This is a genomic window from Halomonas sp. V046 (genome assembly GCF_052645355.1).
This window is the reverse complement of record NZ_JBQXYF010000017.1, coordinates 18,057-41,349: the sequence shown is the minus strand read 5'-3', so window position 1 is coordinate 41,349 and position 23,293 is coordinate 18,057. Positions and strand designations below refer to the sequence as shown.

The window sequence follows — 23,293 nt, the reverse complement described above, 5'->3', positions numbered from 1 at the left end:
CCATGACAAACGATAGCGCGTCCCCGACTCCCGCCGAACTCGGCTGGTCCATGCCCGCCGAATTCGCCCCCCACGATGCCTGCTGGATGCTCTGGCCCCAGCGCCCGGACACCTGGCGCCTGGGGGCGAAACCCGCGCAGCAGGCCTTCGTCGAGGTGGCCACCGCCATCAGCGACAGCGAGACGGTCTACGTTGGCGTCAACGACGACCAGTACGAGAACGCTCGCTTCCAGCTACCGGAGCACATCAGGGTGGTAGAGCTGTCCAGCAATGACGCCTGGATGCGCGATGTCGGCCCGACCTTTCTCACCCACGCCGAGTACGGCTTGGCCATGGTCGACTGGGAATTCAATGCCTGGGGCGGCCTCAAGGGAGGGCTCTATTTCCCCTGGGACAAGGACCGCCGCATTCGTCAGAAGATCGCCCAGATTCTCGACGTGCCGCGCTTCACCGCCGGTGTGGTGCTGGAGGGCGGCGCCATCCATGTGGATGGCGAAGGGACTCTGATCACCACCGAAGAGTGCCTGCTCAACCCGAACCGTAACCCGGGGCTCGACCGCATCGCGATGGAGCAACTGCTGTGTGACTACCTCGGGGTGAGTCAGGTTATCTGGCTGCCCCGGGGCTGCCATCTCGATGAAACCGATGGCCATGTAGACAATTTGTGTTGTTTCGTCGCGCCGGCCGAAGTTGCCTTGACCTGGTGCGACGACGCCACGGACCCCCAGTACGCCATCTGCCGCGAAGCCCTCGCGGTTCTTGAAACGGCTCGCGACGCGAAAGGTCGCGCGATTCGTGTGCATCGTCTGCCCCAACCAGGCCCGTTGCACATCGCCGAAGACGAGGCCAGTGGCATCGACCGTCTATCGAGCTCACACCCGCGTCAGCCCGGTGATCGCATGGCGGCCTCCTACGTCAACTTCTACGTCGGCAACACGGTCGTGGTGATGCCATTGCTCGACCCGGAAAAAGACGCTGCTGCCATGGCCACCGTCGGCGAGCTGTTCCCGGGGCGCCGAGTCGTGGGCGTGCCGGCCCGTGAGATCTTGCTCGGCGGGGGCAACATCCACTGTATCACTCAGCAACAGCCCAGGGTCGTGCCCCATGTCTGCCAAAGGAGACACTCGAGCGACCTCCCCGACATTGCACAGTCGCCAGGGGATCTCTAGGCTCGATGGAGAACATATCGAATATTGGAGATACATCATGCATAGCCTTTCCACCAAGCGCGTTACCCTTACCCTTCTCGCTGGCGCCATGGCACTTGGCCTCACCGCCTGCGGCACAGGCACCGGTGAACGTGCTCTCAGCGGCGCAGGGGTCGGCGCGGCCGTAGGGGCCGGTGCGGCCGCCGTGACCGGCGGCGATGTCGGCCAAGGCGCCGCCATCGGGGGTGGTGTGGGTGCTGCGACCGGTGCCGCCACCGACTCAGAGGACATCGACCTCAACCGGTAACCGTCCCGTCGCCACTCTCCAGGCCAGTCGATGGCCAAGGAGCAGCCGGTGAGGCCCATCATGGGGCGAGGCCGGCGCTGGCGCGGTGGCCGAGCACGAAACAGGCGGGCGCCTTCGGGGGCCCGCCGTCGTGTCGAAGCCCACGCCTCACCGCTCGTCACCCGCGATCCATTCGCGCTGGTTGGCCAGCGCCAGACCAGGCCGCGCCAGGCGAGCCACGGCATCAGCTACTGCTTGAATTCGGCTTTGCTCCCCCGACCTCGGCCCGTACACGGGGTCCACAAGTGCGCCCCAGCCCTAGCGACAGATCCCCCCCACACCGAGACCGGTACCCACCCCAAGGTGGAAATGATCGGCGTGTGCCGCATTGTAATCGGGCCCCAGGGCGGTACCGAAGACGTCGCAAGCAGACCGCTGAACACGCTTGAGGAACACCCCCTCGGCCCCCTCCCCCCAGTCCTGACGCAAGGATACTCGTCGTCCGTCGTCGAGGACGAACCCGGCAACATCGAGGGCTTCGGCGCTGGCATGCTCGCTGCGCCGGGCATTGGCCCGACCATAGATATTGCGGCAGGCGAAACTGCCGAGATGATCGACACGCTCAACCGAGGCGCCCAGCTCCTGCTGGGCTGCCGGCTCGAGGCCATGACGCTCGAACAGCGCCCAGGCCACGGCCAACGGACACGACGCCAGATAACTCGAGGAGAACGTCACGCCACTGCGGGTGACCCGCACGATGTTGCTCAGCGGACAACCGGCCACGGTGGTATCGGCAAGCGCTGTGAAGCGCAGATCGGGAGCGCTTGCAAGCGTCGCCCGACAGGCCTCGGGATTCCCCTTCAGCCGCGCCAACTTGAAGGTAGTCAGCGGGGTGACGGGGTCATCGATCGCAAGGGGGGCCCAAGGAATCCAGGCCGGAGGAGGCGTCCAGTCACTCTTGTCGATGGCCACACCCACCGCCACCAGCACAAGAATCCAGCGTAGTCGCATCATGTGTCTCCCCTAGCGCCCGGCCTTCGTCCGCTCGCCCGCATGCCATCGAAAGTCGGTGTGGCGCGTCACCTGCCCCCATCCGGCGATCCGAACGCGGTTGTCGAGCGACCGGGTCTGCCACGGCGGCACGCTATAGGACCGCTTCAAACGTCACGAGCCTCAGGGCCATGGCCCTGGCGCAGGGCCATTACCATTGACCGAAGTGCGAGCGTCTCACAGGACGTCATGACGAGGACAGAAGGAGGGAGCCATATCGCCGCGGCTTCACACGACGGCTCGATGACAGACGGAGCCTACGGAACAGGCGGGCTTCTCACACGGGCTTCTCACACGGGCTCAGCCGCAGACGCTCACTAGCGGCCAACCACCAGTGATAACACGAGCGCAGTTATCCCCACCACGACAGCGGTGGCGACGGCCACCGTGACCAGGCGATCCAGCCATCGGTCGAAGGAGGCCCAGGAGAGCGCCGGCATCCTGCGGCGACGGCGAGACCCACGGCGAGTAGCACCGCGAGCCTGGGAAGGGGGAGACATGATTGACATCCTTTCAACCGTTCCTCTTAGCGTAGACCCGAAACGACGCCTGACCCAAAAGGAGTCCTGAAGTCGTCTAATGTAGCAGGCGACGCACAGGAACTCCCGTTTTCTCCGCCCGGCACGGGGCCGTTTTCGCCTCCACGGCCCTGGCGAGCATGACGGCAAAGACTCAGTGATTGATTCGGCGGTTGACCACATTCGGCGCCCGCCGCAGTCGCTCCTCGTCGGCAAGTGTTTCCGCCTCGAAAGGATCGGCGCCGACCGGTGTTTCTCCGTGGCGGCGATATAACTGCGCCAACATGGCCTTGCGATCCGCTCGCAATTCCTTGACCAGGACCCAGACCATCATGAACAGGATGAACGAAAAGGGCAGCGCCGAAAGCACAGCGGCGGACTGCAAGCCTTCAAGGCCACCGGCGGCAATCAGGGTAAAGCAGATCGCCGCGATCAATGCGCCCCACAACACCCGCTTGTAGAGTGGCGGCTCGATCGAGCCGTCGTCAGTCATCTGGGCGACGATGAATGAGGCCGAATCCGCCGATGTCACCAGGAAAACGAAAATCAGACACATCGCCATCACCGACAATAGCGACGAGAACGGCATTTGATCGAACATGGAAAACAGCGCCACAGTGATGTTGTTCTGAGTCGCGGCGGCAAGCCCTACGTCCCCACCGAGCTCCATGTGCAGCGCAGCACCACCGAACACACCGATCCACAGGCACGCCAGCAGCGGCGGCACCACCAACACCCCGAACACGTACTCGCGAATGGTGCGGCCCCGCGACACTCGAGCGACAAAGGTCCCCACGAAGGGCGACCAGGCGATCACCCAGGCCCAGTAGAAGACCGTCCATTGGCTGGCCCAGTCGTTACCGTCATAGGGGGATAAGCGCAGGCTCATGCCAATGAAGTTCTGCAGGTAGTCGCCAATGCCGAGGGTAATGGTCTCGAGAATCTGTACCGTCGGCCCGGTGAACAGCACATACAGCATCATGGCGATGCACAGGATCATGTTGAGGTTGGACAGACGCTTGATGCCCTTGTCGAGCCCGGACCAGGTCGACGCCATATAGGCCAGAAACATGCACAACAGGATGACGAATTGCCACCAGGCGTTCTCCGGCAAACCGAACACCGCATGCAATCCGCCGTTGGTCTGCAGCACACCTAGCCCCAGCGACGTCGCTACCCCCATTACGGTAGCGACGACGGCAAAGACATCGAGGCTATCGGTATAAGGGCGCAGCCATGGGCGCCTGGCGGTGACCGATGACAATACCGATGACACCAGCCCGGCCTGGCCCTTGCGAAACTGAAAGTAGGCGATGATCAGCCCGACCAACGAAAACGCCGCCCACTGATGGACGCCCCAGTTGAAATAGGCGACCTGAATCGCGTAACGCGCCGCCTCGGGGGTCTCTGCCGCCACATCGCCATAGGGAGGCGATGCAAAATGGCTCATCGGCTCGGCCATGCCGTAGAACACCAATCCCACCCCGAACCCTGCCGCCAGCAACATGCTGATCCAGGAAAAGGTACCGTAGGTCGGAGTGCTGTCCTGGGGCCCTAGACGCACCTTGCCGTACTTGCTCAGCGCGAGCCCGCCAAGGAAGATGACGAAACCAAACACGGCCAGCAGGTAGAACCATCCAAACAGGTGGGAGATCTTGCCGAGTGCAGCATCGGCCACATGTCCGAAGGCCTCCGGAAAGCCCGCCCCGAAGGCCACCAACACGACGATGATCAGTGCCGACAGAAAAAACACGCGCTGGCCACCGGACGCCGACAGAATCCTCGGTCCTCCTTGACCCTTCATAAAAAGCTCCTTGCCGTGAGGCAACTCGGATGAACAATGGCCGCCAGGCTAGCAAACCAAGCCCGAGTAAGCACAGAACCTAGCCCCGTACGGCGCCCGCCCGAGTATCGGACAAAAAAATCCGGCGCCCAGGGGGCGCCGGATTCAGCGGCTACTGCTACGACCGGGACAGAACTCGCGAGTCTTCTGAGCCTCGCTCACCTAACGCGCTCGTCTCGCCTCGTGTCGCGGCTCACATGGCTTGCATGGCTAGGACTGAGGCTTGGGCCGCGTGGTTGCCATGGTGTGGGTGCCAGAGACATCCTCGTCGTCCTGCTTCAGTGCCTCCTCCGGCGGGGCCATACCCTCCTCCTTGGCCTGGTCACGAGCCTCGAAGGCGTCTGCCCCTACCGGCATTTCCTTGTAATGGTGATAGAGCCCGTCGAGCATCAGCTTGCGGTCTTTGCGCAACTCACGCATCAAGACCACCACCATCATGTACAGGATAAAGGTAAAGGGCAGTGCCGAGAGTACCGCCGCGGCCTGCAAGCCCTTGAGCCCCCCTGAGGCAATCAGTGTCAGGCAGATGGCGGCGATCAATACGCCCCACAGTACGCGCTTGTAGAGCGGAGGATTGATCGAACCGTTATCGGTCATCTGGGCGACGATGTAAGAGGCAGAGTCGGCGGATGTCACCAGGAAGATGAAGATCAAGATCATCGCCATCACCGACAGTAGCCCGGAGAATGGCATCAGATCGAACATCTTGAACAACGCCACGGTGATGTTGTCCTGAGTCGCGGCGGCAAGGCCGAGCCCTTCGGTGGCCAGCTCCATGTGGATGGCCGTACCGCCGAAGACACCGAGCCACAGGCAGGCCAGCAACGGCGGGACAAAGAGCACGCCGAACACGTACTCCTTGATGGTACGACCGCGCGAGATACGGGCAACGAAAGTCCCGACGAACGGCGACCAGGCAATCACCCAGGCCCAATAGAAGATCGTCCAGTTCTGTGCCCAGTTGTCACCGTTGTAGGGCGACATGCGTAGGCTCATGACCAGGAAGTTCTGCAGGTAGTCGCCGAACCCCAAAGTGATGGTCTCGAGAATTTTCAACGTCGGCCCGGTAAACAGCACATAGAGCATCATGGCGATACACATGATCATGTTCAGGTTCGACAGCCGCTTGATGCCCTTGTCGAGTCCGGAGCAGGTCGATGCCATATAGGCCAGGAACATGCAGAACAGGATAATGAACTGCCAGAAGCCGTTCTCGGGGAGCCCGAAAACCGCATGCAGGCCGCCATTGGTCTGCAGAACCCCCAGGCCCAACGAGGTGGCAACCCCCATCACCGTGGCCACCACCGCAAAGACATCCAGGGCGCCATTGAAGCGCTGAAGCCCTGGGCGCTTGGCCGTCAGCGGACGCAGTACCACGGACACCAGCCCAGCCTGCTCCTTGCGAAACTGGTAGTAGGCGATGATCAACCCCACCAACGCAAAGGCCGTCCACTGATGCACGCCCCAGTTGAAGAAGGCGTATTGGATGGCATAGCGCGCGGATTCGGCGCTTTCCGGCGCAACATCACCGTAAGGCGGCGAGATGTAGTGCGTCATCGGTTCGGCCATGCCATAGAACACCAGCCCCACGCCGAACCCCGCCGCCAGCAGCATGCTGACCCAGGAGAAGAAGCCATACTCGGGCTTGCTATCCTGTGGCCCCAGCCGCACCTTGCCATACTTGCCCATGGCCAGCGCCAGCAGGAACACCATGATGCCGAAGACAGAGAGGAGATAGAACCAGCCAAACAGGCGTGACACCGCATTCAAGGCGGCGGTTGCGACGTCGCCAAATCCGACGGGGAAGAGGACGCCCAGGGCGACCAGTATCGCTATGATAATCGCGGAGACGTAGAAGACCCGCTGTCCATCGTTCTGTTGCATATTGCCTTCCTAGTTATTATCAATGTCGCATTTCGGAAGGCCTGTGCAGCGCCGCCGCGGCATCCTGTTCCCGCCCATCTCCCACCAGGATGCGCCGTGTCGGACGACCCGGCAGTGACGCGGATGCCGAGCAGCCTTTGCAGACCAAGTTTCGCGATAACTGTTAGCATGTTATCTATATGTCAGGTGTCACCAGCGCAAACGTTGGCTTGACGGCCGTATCCCGCTTCTCCGCATCGGCGTGTCGATCCGACCCAGAGGCACGCTTGGCGCCGTCGAGCCCTATGCCCGTGTCCCTCGACCATCTGCTCCGGTCATTGAGCAGCCAGGACGAAGGTTCGCCGTGGCACTGGCTAGCGAACCGTAGCTAGCCAACCGTGGCCAACGAACATCGCTAAAGGGAACGGCGCCGAGATCGGCTTTCGACCACTGTTCTTCGCCCGCTGCTTTTCGACCACACCCAAGCAAGCGTGATGACAACCCGACCGCGGTCCCACCCACGAACCACGCCCTCATCATAGTGAACTTGATCGAAAAAAAGTGCCTTTTGCCGACCACTTACCGGAGTGGCATAAAATTCACTACGAATACATCCATTTTGTAGGAAATTCCCCATATCAAGAAGGAGACATCGATGCCTCGACTCAGCCAAACACCACTTTCCGTGCTGGATCTGGCCCCGATCCGCGCCGGGGGCTCCGTCGCCGATAGCTTCCACGCCAGTGTTGCCCTGGCTCAGCAGGCCGAGACAGCGGGCTTCACCCGCCACTGGCTGGCCGAACACCACAGCCTGGAAGGCATCGCCAGCGCCGCCACCGCCGTCTTGATCGGCCATGTCGCGAGCCAGACATCACGCATCCGCGTGGGCAGCGGCGGCATCATGCTGCCCAACCACCCACCCCTGGTGGTGGCCGAGCAGTTCGGCACCCTCGAGACGCTCTACCCTGGGCGTATCGACCTCGGCTTGGGGCGTGCGCCAGGCTCAGATGCGGCCACCATGGCGGCCATGCGTCGCGACCCTTACGCGGGGGGCGATGATTTCCCCCAGCGCCTCACCGAACTCCAAGGCTATCTGGGCGATGCCAAGCCCGATCAGCGAGTGCGCGCAGTACCCGGCCAAGGCACCCACGTGCCGCTATGGCTGCTGGGTTCGAGCCTCTACAGCGCCCAGTTAGCCGCTCGAGAGGGCCTGCCGTTCGCCTTCGCCGCGCAGTTCGCTCCGGGTCAACTCGATGAGGCGCTGAGGGTCTACCGTGACCAGTTCCGCCCTTCTGAAGTGCTCGATGCCCCCTATGCCATCGTCGGTCTACCGGTGATTGCCGCCGACAACGACCTCCACGCGCAGTACCTGGCAAGCACCGCACGCCTCAAGTTCCTGGGCATGATTCGCGGCAAGCGCAGCCTGGCCCAACCGCCCGTGGAGCAACTCGACTGGTCGCCCATGGAGCGCGTCCAGGTCGAGAGCTTTCTCGCCGCCGCGGTGATCGGTGGGCCACAGACCGTAAAAGAAGGCCTCGAGCGATTCCTCGAGCGCACCGGTGCCGATGAGCTAATGCTCAACACCGACACCTATGCCCTAGAGGATCGCCTGGAAAGCTATCGTCTTGTCGCCGACATCTGGCACGCCTGAGCCGGGGGCGGGGCGCCTGAGCCTGAGCCTGAGCCGGGGGCGGGGCACTACGTGCCGGCGTTACGCGCCTGGCCGACAGACTCGAGCACTGGATGCTGGACACCGGTTGTCCACCCGTATTGGCATCGCCAGCGGCACGCAGTGACTAAGGGGGCCATCAGCAGGGGGCTCCTTGAACAGGAGCCGGTAAGCGCCGAGGATAGGGTCTGGGACCCACCCGACTCGTTGTCTTGCCCCGAGGCCAGCTCCTTGGCCGCGGGGAGACGCTGTTCGCACGGAGGCTGACCAGCTCGATGCCCCTCTCTCAGAATACCTCCCACACTCGCCTCGACGCCGCAGGCGTGGCGTCAGGCTTCAGGCGCATGGCGCCGCTTTGCCTTTTTGTCGTGGTGTTCGGCATGGCCTTCGGTGTCGCCGCCCCCGGCGCCGGGTTGTCACAGCTTCAGACCCTGGCCATGAGCGCCCTCGTCTTCGCCGGTAGCGCGCAGTTCGCGGCGCTCGATCTCTGGGGGCCGGAGATTCCCCTGATCGCCCTGGTCGCGACCACATTAGCGATCAATGCGCGCCATCTTTTGATGGGCGCCGCCCTCTACCCCTGGTTGAAAGATCTACCTACGGCACCCCGCTACGCCTCGATGCTACTCGTCAGCGATTCCAACTGGGCCATGGCCATCGGCGACTTTCAGCGCGGGGAGCGCAACGTCGGCGTATTGGTAGGCGGCGGCATCGCGCTGTGGCTAGCCTGGATGCTCGGCACCCTGATCGGCGTGACCTTCGGCGCTGGGGTGTCATCACCGCAGCGCTTCGGCCTCGACGTGATCATGGGGTGTTTCTTGCTGGCGGTGCTGCTGGGGGGCAAGCCCGACCAGCGTGTCCTGGCCTGCTGGATAGCGGCGGGGGTCGCCGCGGTGGCCGCCCTGAAGTGGCTGCCCGACAACACTCACGTGATCGTCGGCGCCATTGCCGGCGGCGTGGCGGGTCTGCTGATTCCGCCGAAGGCCAGCACAGCACAGGACGACGCCCCATGAACCTGCCGACAGCGGACTTCGGCGCCATGCTGGCGATTGTCATCATGGGCGCAGTGTCATACCTAACCCGAGCGGGCGGTGTGCTGATCATGTCCTGGGTGCCGATCGGCCCCCGCGTTCAGCGCTTCATCAATGCCATGGCCGGCTCGGTGCTGGTCGCCGTCATCATGCCCATGGCACTGGACGGCGACACGGCGGCTCGCCTGGCGCTGGTGACCACCACCACGGTGATGCTAACCACCGGCAAGACCCTGGCCGCCATAGCCACCGGCATGGCCACGGCAGCATGTTGGCGACTGGCCTTCGGCTGAGCAAGCACGCGGCGGACACCGAGAGCGTGGCCTCGAGTCACCTTGCCCCAGCGCGCCCCAGTGCCCCAGTGCCCCAGTGCCCCACCCACCACCATGCCTGACGCCGTCTAGCGCCCTGCGGGACGACGCCCCAACAGCTCGGGGATCGCGGCTTCATAGGCCTTGGCGAGCCTCAACAGTGCCAGATCATCGCGGTGCGGGGCGATCAGCTGCAGGCCCATGGCCTTGCCTTGTCGGCTGAAGCCTGCCGGCACGCTGATCACCGGGCAGCCGGCGAGAGACCCGGCGATGACGACTTCCATCCAGCGGTGGTAGGTATCCATGGAACGCCCGGCGACCTCGTTGGGCCAGGGCGTGTCGACGTCGAAGGCAAACACCTGAGCGCTGGGCAGGGCCAGCACATCAAAACGCTCGAACAGCGCCAGCAGGCACTGGTACCAGGCGCTGCGCGACACATTGGCCCGGTGCACATCGAGGGCCGAGCGCGTCATGCCCTGCTCGACCTCCCAGCGGGCTTCAGGCTTCAGCAGGCGGCGCTTTTCGGGGTCCGCCCACAGCTCACTAAGGCTCCCCGCCACCGCCCACTGGCGCAGGGTCAACCAGCTCTCCCACAACCGCTCGGGGGCGAAGTCCGGCGTCAGCGCCTCGACCTCGGCGCCCAGGCCTTCGAAGACCTTGAGCGCCTCGTGACAGACGTCGAGAACACCCTCCTCCATCGCCAGATAGCCCCGCCAATCGCCGATCCAGCCGATTCTCGGATGGGCCTGCGCGGACAGCGGCTGCAGCGGCTCGGCAAAGTGCCGGCCAGCATCGCTCAGGGCCAAGGGAGCTCGCGGGTCGGGACCGGCCTGGATAGCCAGCAGTTGGGCCAGGTCATCGACGCGACGCCCCATCGGCCCTTCGGTCGCCAGCTGATGACCAAAAATCTCCGGAACGGGACTGTGGGGCACGCGTCCGAAGGAAGGGCGGAAACCAAAAATGTTGTGATAGCCGGCGGGATTGCGCAGCGACCCCATCATGTCACTGCCATCGGCCACCGGCAGCATACGCATGGCCAGTGCAGCGGCCGCACCGCCGCTGGACCCGCCGGCACACAGGCGATGGTCAAAGGCATTGCGCGTCGCACCGAAAACCGAGTTGTAGGTCTGCGAACCGAGGCCAAACTCGGGGCTGTTGGTCTTGCCGATGATGATCGCCCCCGCCTTGCGCATACGCGACACCATCAAGCCATCCGCTTCGGGCACCTGGTCGGCGAACAGCGGCGAGCCCAGGGTGGTGGTGATGCCCTGGGTCGGCGACAGATCCTTGATCGCCTGGGGCACGCCATGCAGCCAGCCCATCGACTCGCCGCGGTCGAGTTGACGATCACGCTCGTCGGCCTGGCCCAGCAAACGCTCACTATCGACCCGGGACACGATGGCGTTGACGCGCGGATTCACCGCGTCGATATGGGCAAGATACGCCGTCATCACCTCACGGCAGGACGCCTCTCGGGTGTGAATGGCATGAGACAGCGTCGAGGCGTCCCAATCGACGATCGTGGCGACGCGGTGATCGGGGCTTACGGCATCGGTCATGACAGACACACCTCACAGATTGATAGCGCCGGAGCTCACCATGCCCCCAAGCAGCCGGCTACGCGCAGACTATCTGCCCACGCGGTCCTGTCTTCGGCGCTTAAGCCAAAAGGCTCAGGCTCAAGTTCAGGCTCAAGAACTACTAGTCGCCTAGCGCTGGACGTTGAGAAATACAAAATACGGCTTGTTGTATATATCAACTAACCATCCACGATGCCGACGTCGTTGGTCAATGCTGCTGAGCTAAAAATGGCAAGACCTTAGACATATTGGCTAGACCGACGTGCCTTGGCAGGCCCGCCACGATCGATAAGATGACGCATGACAAGACGCTACGGTACTCCTGGCCGAACGGGCTCTAACCACCGCCAACAACGAAAAGCACTCCCCTGAACGCATGATGGCCCCTGCGCCAACACCGCGCGGGGCCATCCTGGCATCGCTGCAGGCTCGCCCTTTCTACTGCCCTGCACTGACCTGCACTGACCTGCACTGACCTGCACTGACCTGCACTGACCTGCACTGTGCGCGGAGCAGGCAGCGAACCAGGCATCTTGTCTGGCGCAGGCTACCCCACGCCATGCTCATTCAAAAGCGTTGCCTGGTAACGCTCATAGGCGTCTCTATAGGCACGGACATTCTCACCAGCAGGAAGCGCTCCTAGTGCATCGTCCAGATGCACGAGGCGATCACAAAGCGCGTCCAGTTCACCTTCCCCAGCGCACCATGCAGCCTGAATGGCGCCGCCAAGCGCCGCGGCATCGGCCACCTTGGGGCATACCACCTCGGTGTTGGTGATATCGGCGACCATCTGGCGCCACACAGCGCTTCTGGCACCGCCACCGATCAAGCGAACTTGGCGTGCGCCCGCGGCCAGGGGGCCCAGCAGATCCAGCCCGTAGCGCAAGCCAAAGGTGGCGCCTTCTACCACTGCACGGCAGACATTGGGCGCGGTGGTATTGCGGCTGGTCAGCCCGGCCAGGGACGCCGTCGCCAGGGGCAACGACGGCACCCTTTCACCATTGAAGAACGGCAGTGCGGTGACCCCACCGGCACCGATTGGGGCGCTGCTCAAGGCGTCATTGAAGCCGGCGATATCCAGACCGAACAGCTCGCGTATGCGCGTGCTGGCAGAGGTCACGTTCATGGTGCAGACCAGCGGTAGCCAGCCGGCATGGCTGGCGCAGAAATTGGCCACCATGGCGCTGCCGGCATCGACCGACGTCTCGGACCAGGCGCACACGGTGCCCGAGGTGCCAAGACTCATCGTCACCCGGCCGGGGCGAATGTTGCCTGTGCCGATGGCGCCGAGCATGTTGTCACCGCCGCCACTCGAGACCAGCACGCCGTCGCCAAGCCCCAGTTCTTGCGCCAGCGAGGCCCGAACTCGCCCGACGGCCTCGCGGGAATCGATCAGTCGCGGCAGCACGCGCTCAGGGTCCAGCTCCGGTGCGATCGCGGCGAAGACGGTGTTGCTCCAACGCCGGGTGCGAGTATCGAAATACCCGGTCCCCGAGGCATCACCGGCTTCGGCGGCTTTCTCGCCGGTCAGCCAGAAGTTGAGATACTCATGGGGCAGCATCAGGCTATCGATGCGCCGATAGGCCTCGGGATGGGTATCGCGCAGCCAGGCAATCTTGGAGGCGGTGTAGCCCGTCTGCAGCACCAGCCCCAGCGCCTCGAGACAACCGGCTTCGCCCCCCAACCGCTCGATCAGCGCCTGATTGTGAGCATCGGTCTCGGTGTCGCACCATAGCTTCGCCGGATGCAGCGGCTGTCCTGTGGCGTCGAGCGCGACCATGCCATGCTGCTGGCCGGATACGCCGATACCACGAATCGACTCGGCGCCGGCACCGGCGCGCGCAAGGGCCTCATGAAAGGCCCCGCGAAAGGCCCCGACCCAGTCCTCGGGGGCCTGCTCGCGGCGCCCGCCCGCGCCCTCTGTGAGCCGATGAGGATGGCTCGCCTCGGCGATCAACCGGCCGGCCTGCACATCGACCACTACGACCTTGGTGCTCTGGGTCCCACAGTCCACTCCCAGATACATCGGCGTCTCCCCCGCGGTTATGGACCACCCTCGTGACCCGCCAGTACCAAAGCCTCCAAGGTAGCGCGTGTGCCTTTCTCGTGCAGCGATTTCAGGGCCGTAAGATAGGCGAGCAGAAACCGCGGGGCGTCGGCCAGATCGCCGAACAGCTCTCGGTTCTCGATGAAGGCGCGAGGATGCTCGTGGTTGCGGGCGGCCAGTGGCATCAAACGCGCCTTGAGCCGGTCGACCACGACAATCGGCTCACCGGCCTCGTCAATGCCCTCGGCGTAGCGCGCCCAGCTGGCCACGATCGCCGCCGAGCGCTTGAGTTCCCCGCCGTGCTCAAGCTGGTGGCGAATCACCGGCACCAGCCACTTGGGAATCCGGTCCGAGCTTTCGGCACATAGTCGCGCCAGGGTGTCCTTGATCTGGGGGTTGGCGAAACGTTCGATCAGGGTTCGGCGATAACCGTCGAGGTCGACGCCAGGCACCGGCGCCAGCGTCGGGCTGGCCTCTTCGGCCATGTAGCCCAGCAGAAACTGGACGAAAAGCGGGTCCTGACACACCTCATGCGCGTGGCGATAGCCCGCCAGATAGCCGAAATAGCACATCGCCTGGTGACTGGCATTGAGCAACCGGAGCTTCATCAGCTCATACGGCTCGACGTCCTCGACCACCTGGACGTCCACCGCTTCGAAGGCCGGACGCCCGGCGACGAAGTGATCTTCCAGCACCCATTGGGTAAACGGCTCGCAGACCACCGGCCAAGCATCGTCGACGCCGAAGCGCGTGCTGAGTTCGTCGATGTCCGTGGACGTGGTCACTGGCGTGATACGGTCGACCATGGAGTTGGGAAACGCCACCGCCTGCTCGATGTAGCGCGCAAGCTCGCCATCCCGGGCCCGGGCAAAGGCCGTGAACATGCGCCTGGCCACGTCGCCGTTACCCTGAATATTGTCGCATGACATCACCGTAAAAGGGGCCAGCCCACGCTCGCGGCGCCGACGCAGGGCCTCCACCACTAGACCAAAGCTGGTCCTGGGGCGTGTCGGTTCGCCCAGGTCATGGACCACATCGGGATCATCGAGATCGAACTCGCCGCTGACCGGATGAAAGTTGTAGCCCCCCTCGGTCACGGTCAATGACACGATGCGAATGGCCGGATTGGCCATCGCCTCAACCACGCCCTCGGGGTCGTCGGGCGCAAACAGATAGTCGAGCATCGCGCCGATCACACGCGGCTCATGGGTCCCGTCGGGATGCTTGATAACAAGCGTGTAGAGATGATCCTGCCCGGCCAGCGCCTCTTGCATGCGTCGATCGCCAGGCATCACGCCCACGCCAATGATGCCCCAGTCCAGAGCCAACCCGGCGTCCATCAGCCGGTCAACATACATGGCCTGGTGGGCGCGATGAAATCCGCCCACACCGATATGCACGATGCCTGGCGTGACGCCGGTGCGATCGTAGCTCGGATGCGCGACTCGCGGATCGAGCTGACCAAGTGTGGCCTGGTTGAGTCGACTCATGGGAACCTCTAGGGAAAAGTGGGAAAACCGTCATGCCATAGCGCGTCGTGCTGGCCTTGGCATTAACGCCAATCGATATCGGCGCTCACCGAACACGCCTTGATCAGGCGGGCATTGAGCATGTCCTTGTCACGCGCCTTGGCGATGGCCCCTGCGTGGTCCTGGCCCATACCGAGCCAGCGCTCGATCAGACGCTGCTCGAGCACGTCATCGTCCACATCGAGAAACAGGGTCAGATCAAAATCCCTGCGCAAGGCAGGCCAGGGCCCCTCATCGAGCAGCAGGTAGTTGCCTTCGACGATCAGAATTCGGTGGCTTTTACTGATCACCCGGCCACCGGCCCGAGCCAGGTCCAGAGGGCGATCGAACACCGGCACCGCGACATCGCCATCGGCGCGCTTCAGACGCACCAGATCTTGACGTAGCCCTTCGACGTCGAAGGTGTCGGGCGCGCCCTTTACCGCCAGCAGGCCCCGTGGTTCAAGCACGGCATTGTCGTAGTGGTAGCCATCCATGGGCACCACGGCGGCGCTGCCCGGACAACGCTCGTTGAGGGTCCGGGCGAGCCAGGCCGAACGAAACGACTTGCCAGCCCCCGGGGGGCCAGCCAGAGCCACGATGTAACGGGCCCGGCCTTCGGCGCCGAGAAGTATCCGTTCGTTGATCTGGTCAATGCTGGGAATCATGACGCGATGCTCCTTGCCGTCGGCGGCCCCGGTCTCGCGGCCGGGATCTTGTACTCCGGGCCTGGCACTTAAGCCCTAGCACACCAGCCCCAGCGGGCGGGCCTAGCCGTGTGGGGCGGCGAGCCTAGCCGTGTGGGGCGGCGAGCCTAGCCGTGTGGGGCGGCGGGCCTCGCCGTGTGAGGCGGCGAGCCTGGCATGGCGACTAGCTCATCCAGTTGCCACCATCGACGTTCAGGGTCTGGGCAACGACGTAATCGCTGTCGCCACTCGCCAGAAACACGGCGGCACCGGCGTAGTCGTCGGGACGCCCCATGCGCCCCATCGGCACCTGCTCACCGACCAGGCGTTTCTTCTCGCCCAGCGGGCGGTTTTCGTACTTGGCGAACAGGGCGTCGACCTCTCCCCACATCGGAGTGTCGACCACGCCAGGGGCGATGCCATTGACACGAATCCCCTGCTTGATCAGGCCGAGTCCGGCGGACTGGGTCAAGCTGATGACCGCCGCCTTGGTAGCGCAGTAGGTGCTGACCAGAGCTTCACCGCGGCGGCCCGCCTGGGAGGCCATGTTGACGATATGGCCACCGTGGCCTTGCTCGACCATTTGCCTGGCCACCCGCTGAAGCGTAAAGAACAGGCCCTTCACATTGACCGCGAACTGACGATCGAAGCTCCGCTCGCTGACCTCCAGCACCGGGGCCATATCGAAGACCGCGGCATTATTGACCAGAATATCGATGGTGCCGAAGCGCTCCACCACCTGCGTCACCATGGCGTCGATGGAGTCCCGCTCGCACACGTTCAGGTGCACACCGATAGCCCGCTCACCAGCCCCCAGGTGGCCAAGCCCCTCTTTCAGCGCCGCAGGGTCGACGTCGGCGATGGCCACGCGAGCGCCTTCGGCCAGATACCGCTCGGCGATGGCAAGGCCGATGCCACGGGCGCCACCGGTGATCACCGCTACCTTGTCGGTGAGTTTCATCGATCCGTTCCTTGAAGTAAGTGGCTTGAAGTAAGTAGCTTGCCCCGAGTCTGGTGGACGCTGCGCCAGGGCGCGGCCGCCAGGCCCCCTCGGGCGACGGTCGTTAGCGAGACATCGTTAGCGAGACACAGACGAGCCATGGTGGTCTGCCTGCTGACCAGGCGCTTGCCGGTCAGGTTCTTGCTGGTCGGCGCGGCTCCCGCGCCGTTGCTGCCAGGCCTGCACCAGCCCCGGCAATTCACTCATGCGGCGCATGACGCGCCAGACGCCGAGGTCATCAAGGCGCTGATCATGACCGGGAGCAATGTGGCTGGCGCCAACGAAACCGATCACCGTCATGCCCGCGGCCCGCGCAGCGGTGGCTCCCGACACAGAGTCCTCGACGACCAGGCAGTCGTACGGCTCAACGCCCAGGGTCTTGGCGGCGAGCAGGTAGATATCGGGGGCCGGCTTGGGGCGGGCGACCTGTTCGGCGCAGAAGATCGGCAACGCGCCGAACACCTCTGCCAGGCCCGTGCGATTCAGCGAACTCTCGACGCGCTGGCGCCGGCTGTTGGACACCACCGCCTTGGACAGCGTCAGCCGTGCGATGGCATCGGCGACGCCATCGATGGCGATGAGATCGCGCGCCAGGCGAGCTTCGATCTCGTCATCGATTAACGCCAGGGCATCCTGCGGCAGCGGGTGCTGGCTAGCGGATTCGAGCCCGGCCAGAATCGCTGCGGTCGTCTGCCCCAGCGCCTTGCCGATCTCGGCCTCGATATCGAGATCAGGCAACCACTCGGCGAGGCGCGCCGCCAGCGTCATCTCGGCGATCACTTCGCTATCCACCAGCACGCCATCACAGTCGAAAATCAGGGTCTCCATGGGCGCTCCTCAGGCCTCTGTTTCACTGGCGACACGGTTGTCCTGGCGGGTCAACGAGGCCAGCGGATGACGACTCAGGCTCTGCAGGGCCAGGCCGTCTGCGCTGAACAGGTGCGCGCGGGAAGGGTCGAAGCCGAACTGCACCACATCACCCACTCGGTGCGCGACGTCGCCGTCGACCATCAGCGTGATCAGCTCATCGTCCATTTCCACGTACAGCGAGGTCTGGCCACCGAGGCGTTCGATCACATTGATCTGCGCCTTCAAGGGACCGCTGTCATCGAGCCTCAGGTGCTCCGGTCGCACGCCGACGTCCAGGGCCTGGCCCTCGCTCACCTGGCCGCCGTCCACCGGGATACTGACGCTACCGCCCCCCGGCAGGCGCACCGTTACGCCCTGGGCACTCCCTTCTTCGGCGACAGCATTGAGAAAGTTCATCTTCGGCGAGCCGATGAAGCCGGCGACGAATCGGTTACGCGGGTGGTGGTAGAGCTCCATCGGCGAGCCAACCTGCTCGACCACGCCGCCCTGCAGCACCACGATCTTGTCGGCCATGGTCATGGCCTCGATCTGGTCGTGGGTGACGTAGATCATGGTGGCCTTGAGCTCTTCGTGCAGCCGCGCAAGCTCGATGCGCATCTGCACCCGAAGCGCGGCGTCAAGGTTCGACAGCGGCTCATCGAACAGGAAGATGCGCGGGTTTCGCACGATGGCGCGCCCGATGGCCACGCGCTGACGCTGCCCCCCGGAGAGCGCCTTGGGCTTGCGCTCAAGCAACGGTTCGAGTTGCAGTATCCTGGCCGCCTCCATCACCTTGGTACGGCGATCTTCCCGCGACACCCCAGCGAGCTTCAGGCTGAAGCCCATGTTGTCCTCTACCGTCATGTGCGGGTACAGCGCGTAACTCTGAAACACCATGGCCAGGCCGCGCTCGGCCGGACCGAGTTCGTTGACGCGCTGGTTGTCGATATTGATATCGCCGGCAGTGGTGCTCTCGAGCCCTGCGATCATGCGCAGCAGCGTCGACTTGCCACAGCCGGAAGGACCGACGAAGACCACGAACTCCTGGTCCTGGATGTCCAGGTCGATGCCCTTGATCACCTGGGTATCGCCGAAGCTCTTGACCACCTGATCGAGTTGAAGTGTTGCCATATTGTTGTCCTCTTATTTGGCGGCGCCCCGGGGCATATCGCACCCCTTGCACCGTTCATGTCAGCGCGAGGGCCCGCCGAAAATCCTGTGTCGAAGTCGTTACTTCACGGCGCCGAAGGTGAGGCCACGGACCATCTGCTTCTGGGTCAGCCAGCCAAAGACCAGAATCGGCGCGATGGCCATGGTCGACGCCGCGGAGAGCTTGGCCCAGAACAGGCCTTCGGGGCTCGAGAACGAGGCGATGTAGGCGGTCAGTGGCGCGGCCTGAGAGGTCGTCAGGTTGAGGCTCCAGAAGGCCTCGTTCCAGCTCAGGATCACCGACAGAAGCCCGGTGGAGGCGATGCCGGGGAGCGTCAACGGCAGCAGCAGATACCACACTTCCTGCAGGGTGCCGGCGCCGTCCATGCGGCCGGCTTCGAGGATGTCCTTGGGCAGGTCCTTGAAGAAGGTGTATAGCATCCACACCACGATGGGCAGGTTCATCAAGGTATATACGATGATCAGGCCGAGCTTGGTGTCGAGCAGGCCGAAATCACGAAACAGCAGGTAGATCGGCACCAGCACCCCCACCGAGGGCAGCATCTTGGTCGACAGCATCCACAGCAGCGTGCCCTTGGTGCGCTTGGTCGGCAGAAACGCCATGGCGTAGGCAGACGGCACCGCGATCAGCAGCGCCAGCAGGGTCGAGCCGAACGACACCACAACGCTGTTCCAGGCAAACTTGACGTAGTCGGCGCGGTCCTGGACCTCGGCGTAGCTATCGAGCGTTGGGCTGAAGATCAGGCTCGGATCGGCGATGGCATCGGCTTCGGTCTTGAAGCCCGTCAGGATCATCCAGAAGATCGGGAAGAAGATGGTCAAGGCCACACCCCAGCCCAGCACGGCCATGGTGAATCGGCGTAAGCGCTGCGAGCGGGCCGCCGCATCGGAGCGCGTAGCATCCGCCGCCGGGGCCTTGGGAGTGGTCGTCGTGGTCGATGTCGTCATGGCAAACCTCCAGAGCGATGCGAGTGTCACTGTTCCAGGTTCTTGGCCACCATGCGGACCAGGAAGATGGCGACAATGTTGGCGAGGATGATCGCGATCACCCCACCGGCGGAGGCCGTGCCGACATCGAAATCGAGCAGGGCGCGGATGTAGATCAGGTAAGCCAGGTTGGTGGTGGCAAGCCCTGGGCCACCCGAGGTGGTAACGAAGATCTCGGCGAAGATGGTCAGCAAAAAGATCATCTCGATCATGATCACCACGCTGATGGCACGCTTTAAATGCGGCAAGGTGATATAGAAGAACACCGCGATGGGGCCCGCCCCGTCCATGCGCGCCGCCTCGACCTGATCGTCGTCGAGCGACTGCATGGCGGTAAGCAGAATCAGCAGGGCAAAGGGTAGCCACTGCCACGCCACGATGATGATCACCGAGGTCAGCGGCAGGCTGGAGAACCAGTCCAGCGCCGGCAGACCGAGGGATTCGGCGACCCATGCCAGCACACCGTTGGCCGGGTGCATCATCATGTTCTTCCACACCAGGGCGCTGACGGTGGGCATGACGAAGAACGGCGAGATCGCCAGCACTCGCGCCACACCGCGGCCCATGAAGTCTTGCTGGAACAGCACCGCCAGCAAGGTTCCCCCAACCACGGTGATCACCAGCACCCACCCCACCAGCAGCAGGGTGGTGCCCATGGCCGACCACAGCGCCGGATCGGTGAGCAGGTATTCGTAGTTTTCGACGCCGGCGAAGCCGGTCATGTCGGGCATCAACAGGTTGTAGCGCTGAAACGAGAACCATACGGTCATCGCCAGCGGCACGATCATCCACAGCAACAGCAGAGTGACCGCGGGTGCCTGCAGCGAGAGGGTACGCAACCCTCCGACGGAGCGGCCGGAAGTTCGAGCCTTGTTCATGACGGATCACACTCGAAGTAGGGCCGAGAGGCGGATGCCCCTCGGCGGGTGAGTCTCGGCGGGTGAGTGGCGATCGACGCGGCGTCGAGTGCACCAAAACACTCAGGACAGAGCGCCAGCCTTACTTGGGATAGCCGGCACGCTGCATCGTCCGCTCGGTGGCGCGCTGCGCCGATGACAGCGCTTGCTCGACGCTGGTCTCACCGGCCAAGGCCGCGGCGACCATCTGGCCGACCTGGGTACCGACGGCCTGGAACTCGGGGATGCCAACGAACTGCACGCCAATATAGGGGTTGGGTTCCAGGGACGAATCGGTGGGATCGGCCTCGCGGATCGCCTCGACCACGAAGCTGGCGAAGGGAGCGGCCTCGACGTAGTTCTCGTTGTCATAGGTCGAGGCGCGCGTCCCTGGCGGCACACTGGTCCAGCCCTCGGACTCACCGACCAGCTGGACGTACTCCTGGGAAGTGGCCCAGGCGATGAACGTGCGTGCCGCGTCCTTCGAATCCGACGAGGCCGGGATGGCCAGCGACCAGGCCCACAGCCAATGGGAGCCCTTTGGCGTCTTGGCCACCGGTGCCGGCGCAAAACCCAAGCGATCGGCGACCTGGGATTCATCGGGGTTGAACAGCTTGCCGGCCGCCGACGTGGCATCGACCCAGATGGCGCAGTTGCCGCGGGAGAAGAGCGCCAGGTTCTCGTTGAAGCCGTTGGAACTGGCGCCTGGCGGACCGTAGTTGTCGAGCAGGTCCACGTAGAAGCCTATCGCGTCTTTCCACGCCGGACTGTCGATCTCGGGGTTCCATTGCATGTCAAACCAGCGCCCACCGAACGAATTGACCAGGGTCGAGACGAAGGCCATGTTCTCGCCCCAACCCGGTTTGCCGCGAAGGCAGATGCCGGCCACATCGTTGTCTGGGTCGTTCAGCGTCTCGGCCCAGGAGCCGACCTCTTCCCAGGTCGGCTGTTCGGTCATGGCAATGCCAGCCTGCTCGAAGAGGTCCGTGCGGTAGTACATCATCGAGCTTTCGGCATAGAACGGTAAGGCGTACAGGGTTCCGTCATGGCTCAGGCCATCGCGCACAGGCTTAAGCAGGTCATCGACGCGATAGTCGGCGGGTAGATCACCGAGTGGCTCGAGCCAGCCACGTTCGGCCCAGATCGGCGCCTCGTAGCTGCCGATGGTCATCACATCGAACTGACCGCCCTGGGTGGCGATATCGGTGGTCATGCGCTGGCGCAGCACGTTCTCTTCCAGCACCACCCAGTCCAGGGTGATATCGGGATGAGCGGCTTCGAACGCGTCCGTCAGGCCCTGCATGATGACCATGTCGTTGTTGTTCACGGTCGCGACGGTGATGGTCTCGGCCTGAGCCGCCGAGGCACCGAAGGCCGCGACACCGGCCACCGAGATCAGACGGGCCAGCGGCTTGCGCGGAAAACCGGCGACGCAGGACAGGGGGTAAGGGTGGTTCATGACGCACTCCTGTTCGTAGGGGGCCCGCGGGGCGAGCTTGTTATTGTCGGTATCGTGACGGAATCACCTGCCTGCTGCCCGTCGCCTGCGGATCTTGGCCAAGCTTGCGGCCAGCGACTGCGGTGCGACGGCATTTCCCTTCGGCGAGTGTTTTTGCCTATGAAAATGATCAATCCGATCATTGAATGATCAAATGATCGAACAGGAGCCGGCAAAACGCAAAGCCTCGGTGGGTAGACTTTAGCTGTATAGGCGCGGCGAGCCGCACCACAGGGGGATCAGAGGCTCCACGTGGAGCCATACCGCAGGAGGGAAGCCGGTCGTTGCCGGCCGCAGGTCACCGCGCTACGCGACGGGGACAACCGTCGACACGCACCGGCCCCACCACCGGGACATCAGCCCAGTTGATCGACGATGTATCGCGCGGCGTGCTCATCGGTAATCAGACTCGAGAGCCAACCGCCGCGCAAGGCCGCCAGTATCGCCGGGCCCTTGTCGCGACCACCGGCCAGGGCCACCATCGCGTGATCACGAAACAGCTCCAGCGCGAGGCTGGTCACCCGGCGGCTGGTGGAGCAGTCGATCAATCGCCCGTGGGCATCCATGGGCCACCCCACCAGCTCGCCCACGGCATTCAGCGACAGCAGTTCGTCGAGCTCCGCCTCGCTGATGAAATGATCCTGGAACAGGGTCGCCTGGCGATCGATGCGCCCGACGCCGATGAAGGCGGCCTGGGCCTGTTTAGCCACCTCCCCCACGGCGCGAAACAGGGGCTGGGCCATCATCGTTTGCTTCTCCTCCACCGTCGTGGCGACCACCGGCGTCGGCAGCAGGAAACGCTCGCCGCCGGTCTTGTCGGCGGCCATCATCACCCCGTCATAGCGGTTGGAAGAGCCGTCTCGAGCGACGTTGCCGACCAGGGAGACGAAGCGGTGTTGGGGGCGGTCGATACGGCTGAGCGCCTCGACCATGGCCCGAACCGAGCGCCCGGAGCCCAGCGACAGCGTCTGTGGCTCGCTGCGCTCGATCAGCCGGGCCAAACGATCGGCGCCTGCCACGGCCAGGTACGGCGTGCTGTCGAGGGTGTCGCTGGCGGCCGGCACCACATCGCAGTAGTCGAGTTCGAAGGCTTCACGAATGGCTTGAGACAGCGCCGTGCAATGGGCGATGGGATGATCGATATGGACCTTGACCAGGCCTTCCTGGCGGGCCAGCGCCAGCAGTCGCTGTACCCCAGGGCGCGATACCCCGAGCTGGGCGGCAATGTCATCTTGGGTGCGGCCACCCACGTAGGACAGCCAAGCGGCCCGCGCCGCCTGATCCAACTTGACCTCGAACTTGTCCACACGCGGCTCGCTGACGGTTATCGAAGCCGGCATCATCGCAAGGTGCGGT

Annotated in this window: 19 protein-coding genes; 5 read left to right on the top strand and 14 right to left on the bottom strand. The window is 63.9% G+C overall.

What is annotated here, in order from left to right; genetic code table 11:
- Positions 1-2: 2 nt before the first annotated feature.
- Together aguA and ACUN9Y_RS19465 are read left to right on the top strand one after the other, a co-directional pair.
- Positions 3-1,169 (top strand): agmatine deiminase, encoded by a 1,167-nt coding sequence (gene aguA / locus ACUN9Y_RS19470; protein ID WP_445462394.1) that lies wholly within the window; start codon positions 3-5, stop codon positions 1,167-1,169.
- A 37-nt stretch (positions 1,170-1,206) separates the two neighbouring features.
- Positions 1,207-1,455, top strand: coding sequence for a hypothetical protein (locus tag ACUN9Y_RS19465; RefSeq protein WP_445462393.1), 249 nt, complete (start codon positions 1,207-1,209; stop codon positions 1,453-1,455).
- Positions 1,456-1,752: 297 nt separating this feature from the next.
- On the opposite strand, the gene ACUN9Y_RS19460 is transcribed toward ACUN9Y_RS19465, so the two are convergent.
- From ACUN9Y_RS19460 to ACUN9Y_RS19450, 3 genes are all read right to left on the bottom strand, one after another.
- Complete coding sequence (locus tag ACUN9Y_RS19460) at positions 1,753-2,448, bottom strand: extensin-like domain-containing protein (protein ID WP_445462392.1); 696 nt, start codon at positions 2,446-2,448, stop codon at positions 1,753-1,755.
- Between the two features lie 708 nt (positions 2,449-3,156).
- The gene (locus ACUN9Y_RS19455) at positions 3,157-4,806 is read right to left on the bottom strand and encodes a BCCT family transporter (protein ID WP_445462391.1); all 1,650 of its coding nucleotides are present in this window, start codon (positions 4,804-4,806) and stop codon (positions 3,157-3,159) included.
- A gap of 249 nt (positions 4,807-5,055) precedes the next feature.
- Complete coding sequence (locus ACUN9Y_RS19450) at positions 5,056-6,729, bottom strand: BCCT family transporter (RefSeq protein WP_445462390.1); 1,674 nt, start codon at positions 6,727-6,729, stop codon at positions 5,056-5,058.
- Positions 6,730-7,363: 634 nt separating this feature from the next.
- Here ACUN9Y_RS19450 and ACUN9Y_RS19445 point away from each other — a divergent pair.
- The 3 genes from ACUN9Y_RS19445 to ACUN9Y_RS19435 all read left to right on the top strand — a co-directional run bounded on the left by ACUN9Y_RS19445 (position 7,364) and on the right by ACUN9Y_RS19435 (position 9,698).
- Entirely contained in the window at positions 7,364-8,359 is a 996-nt protein-coding gene (locus ACUN9Y_RS19445) for an LLM class flavin-dependent oxidoreductase (RefSeq protein WP_445462389.1), read from the top strand.
- 293 nt (positions 8,360-8,652) lie between these two features.
- Positions 8,653-9,387 carry an AzlC family ABC transporter permease gene (locus tag ACUN9Y_RS19440; protein WP_445462388.1) on the top strand — a complete coding sequence of 245 codons (735 nt, stop codon included), beginning with the start codon at positions 8,653-8,655 and terminating at the stop codon, positions 9,385-9,387.
- A complete protein-coding gene (locus tag ACUN9Y_RS19435; RefSeq protein ID WP_445462387.1) occupies positions 9,384-9,698 on the top strand; it encodes an AzlD family protein in 315 nt (104 codons plus the stop codon). Before ACUN9Y_RS19440 ends, ACUN9Y_RS19435 begins: the two co-directional genes overlap by 4 nt.
- 107 nt (positions 9,699-9,805) lie before the next feature.
- On the opposite strand, the gene ACUN9Y_RS19430 is transcribed toward ACUN9Y_RS19435, so the two are convergent.
- The 11 genes from ACUN9Y_RS19430 to ACUN9Y_RS19380 form a co-directional block, all read right to left on the bottom strand.
- Positions 9,806-11,275 (bottom strand): amidase, encoded by a 1,470-nt coding sequence (locus ACUN9Y_RS19430; protein WP_445462386.1) that lies wholly within the window; start codon positions 11,273-11,275, stop codon positions 9,806-9,808.
- Positions 11,276-11,843: 568 nt separating this feature from the next.
- Positions 11,844-13,322 (bottom strand): xylulokinase, encoded by a 1,479-nt coding sequence (gene xylB, locus ACUN9Y_RS19425; protein ID WP_445462385.1) that lies wholly within the window; start codon positions 13,320-13,322, stop codon positions 11,844-11,846.
- Positions 13,323-13,339: 17 nt separating this feature from the next.
- A complete protein-coding gene (locus ACUN9Y_RS19420; RefSeq protein WP_445462384.1) occupies positions 13,340-14,833 on the bottom strand; it encodes a mannitol dehydrogenase family protein in 1,494 nt (497 codons plus the stop codon).
- A 62-nt stretch (positions 14,834-14,895) separates the two neighbouring features.
- Entirely contained in the window at positions 14,896-15,519 is a 624-nt protein-coding gene (locus tag ACUN9Y_RS19415; RefSeq protein WP_445462383.1) for a nucleoside triphosphate hydrolase, read from the bottom strand.
- Between the two features lie 202 nt (positions 15,520-15,721).
- Complete coding sequence (locus ACUN9Y_RS19410; RefSeq protein WP_445462382.1) at positions 15,722-16,498, bottom strand: L-iditol 2-dehydrogenase; 777 nt, start codon at positions 16,496-16,498, stop codon at positions 15,722-15,724.
- A 117-nt stretch (positions 16,499-16,615) separates the two neighbouring features.
- On the bottom strand, positions 16,616-17,365 hold the full coding sequence (locus ACUN9Y_RS19405; RefSeq protein WP_445462381.1) for an HAD family hydrolase: 750 nt from the start codon (positions 17,363-17,365) through the stop codon (positions 16,616-16,618).
- Between the two features lie 9 nt (positions 17,366-17,374).
- Positions 17,375-18,517, bottom strand: a complete 1,143-nt coding sequence (locus ACUN9Y_RS19400) for an ABC transporter ATP-binding protein (RefSeq protein WP_445462380.1) — start codon at positions 18,515-18,517, stop codon at positions 17,375-17,377.
- A gap of 99 nt (positions 18,518-18,616) precedes the next feature.
- Entirely contained in the window at positions 18,617-19,504 is an 888-nt protein-coding gene (locus tag ACUN9Y_RS19395) for a carbohydrate ABC transporter permease (RefSeq protein ID WP_445462379.1), read from the bottom strand.
- A 26-nt stretch (positions 19,505-19,530) separates the two neighbouring features.
- Complete coding sequence (locus ACUN9Y_RS19390) at positions 19,531-20,421, bottom strand: carbohydrate ABC transporter permease (protein ID WP_445462378.1); 891 nt, start codon at positions 20,419-20,421, stop codon at positions 19,531-19,533.
- 121 nt (positions 20,422-20,542) lie between these two features.
- The gene (locus ACUN9Y_RS19385) at positions 20,543-21,898 is read right to left on the bottom strand and encodes an ABC transporter substrate-binding protein (RefSeq protein WP_445462377.1); all 1,356 of its coding nucleotides are present in this window, start codon (positions 21,896-21,898) and stop codon (positions 20,543-20,545) included.
- A gap of 395 nt (positions 21,899-22,293) precedes the next feature.
- A complete protein-coding gene (locus ACUN9Y_RS19380) occupies positions 22,294-23,244 on the bottom strand; it encodes a sugar-binding transcriptional regulator (RefSeq protein WP_445462376.1) in 951 nt (316 codons plus the stop codon).
- Positions 23,245-23,293: the final 49 nt, after the last annotated feature.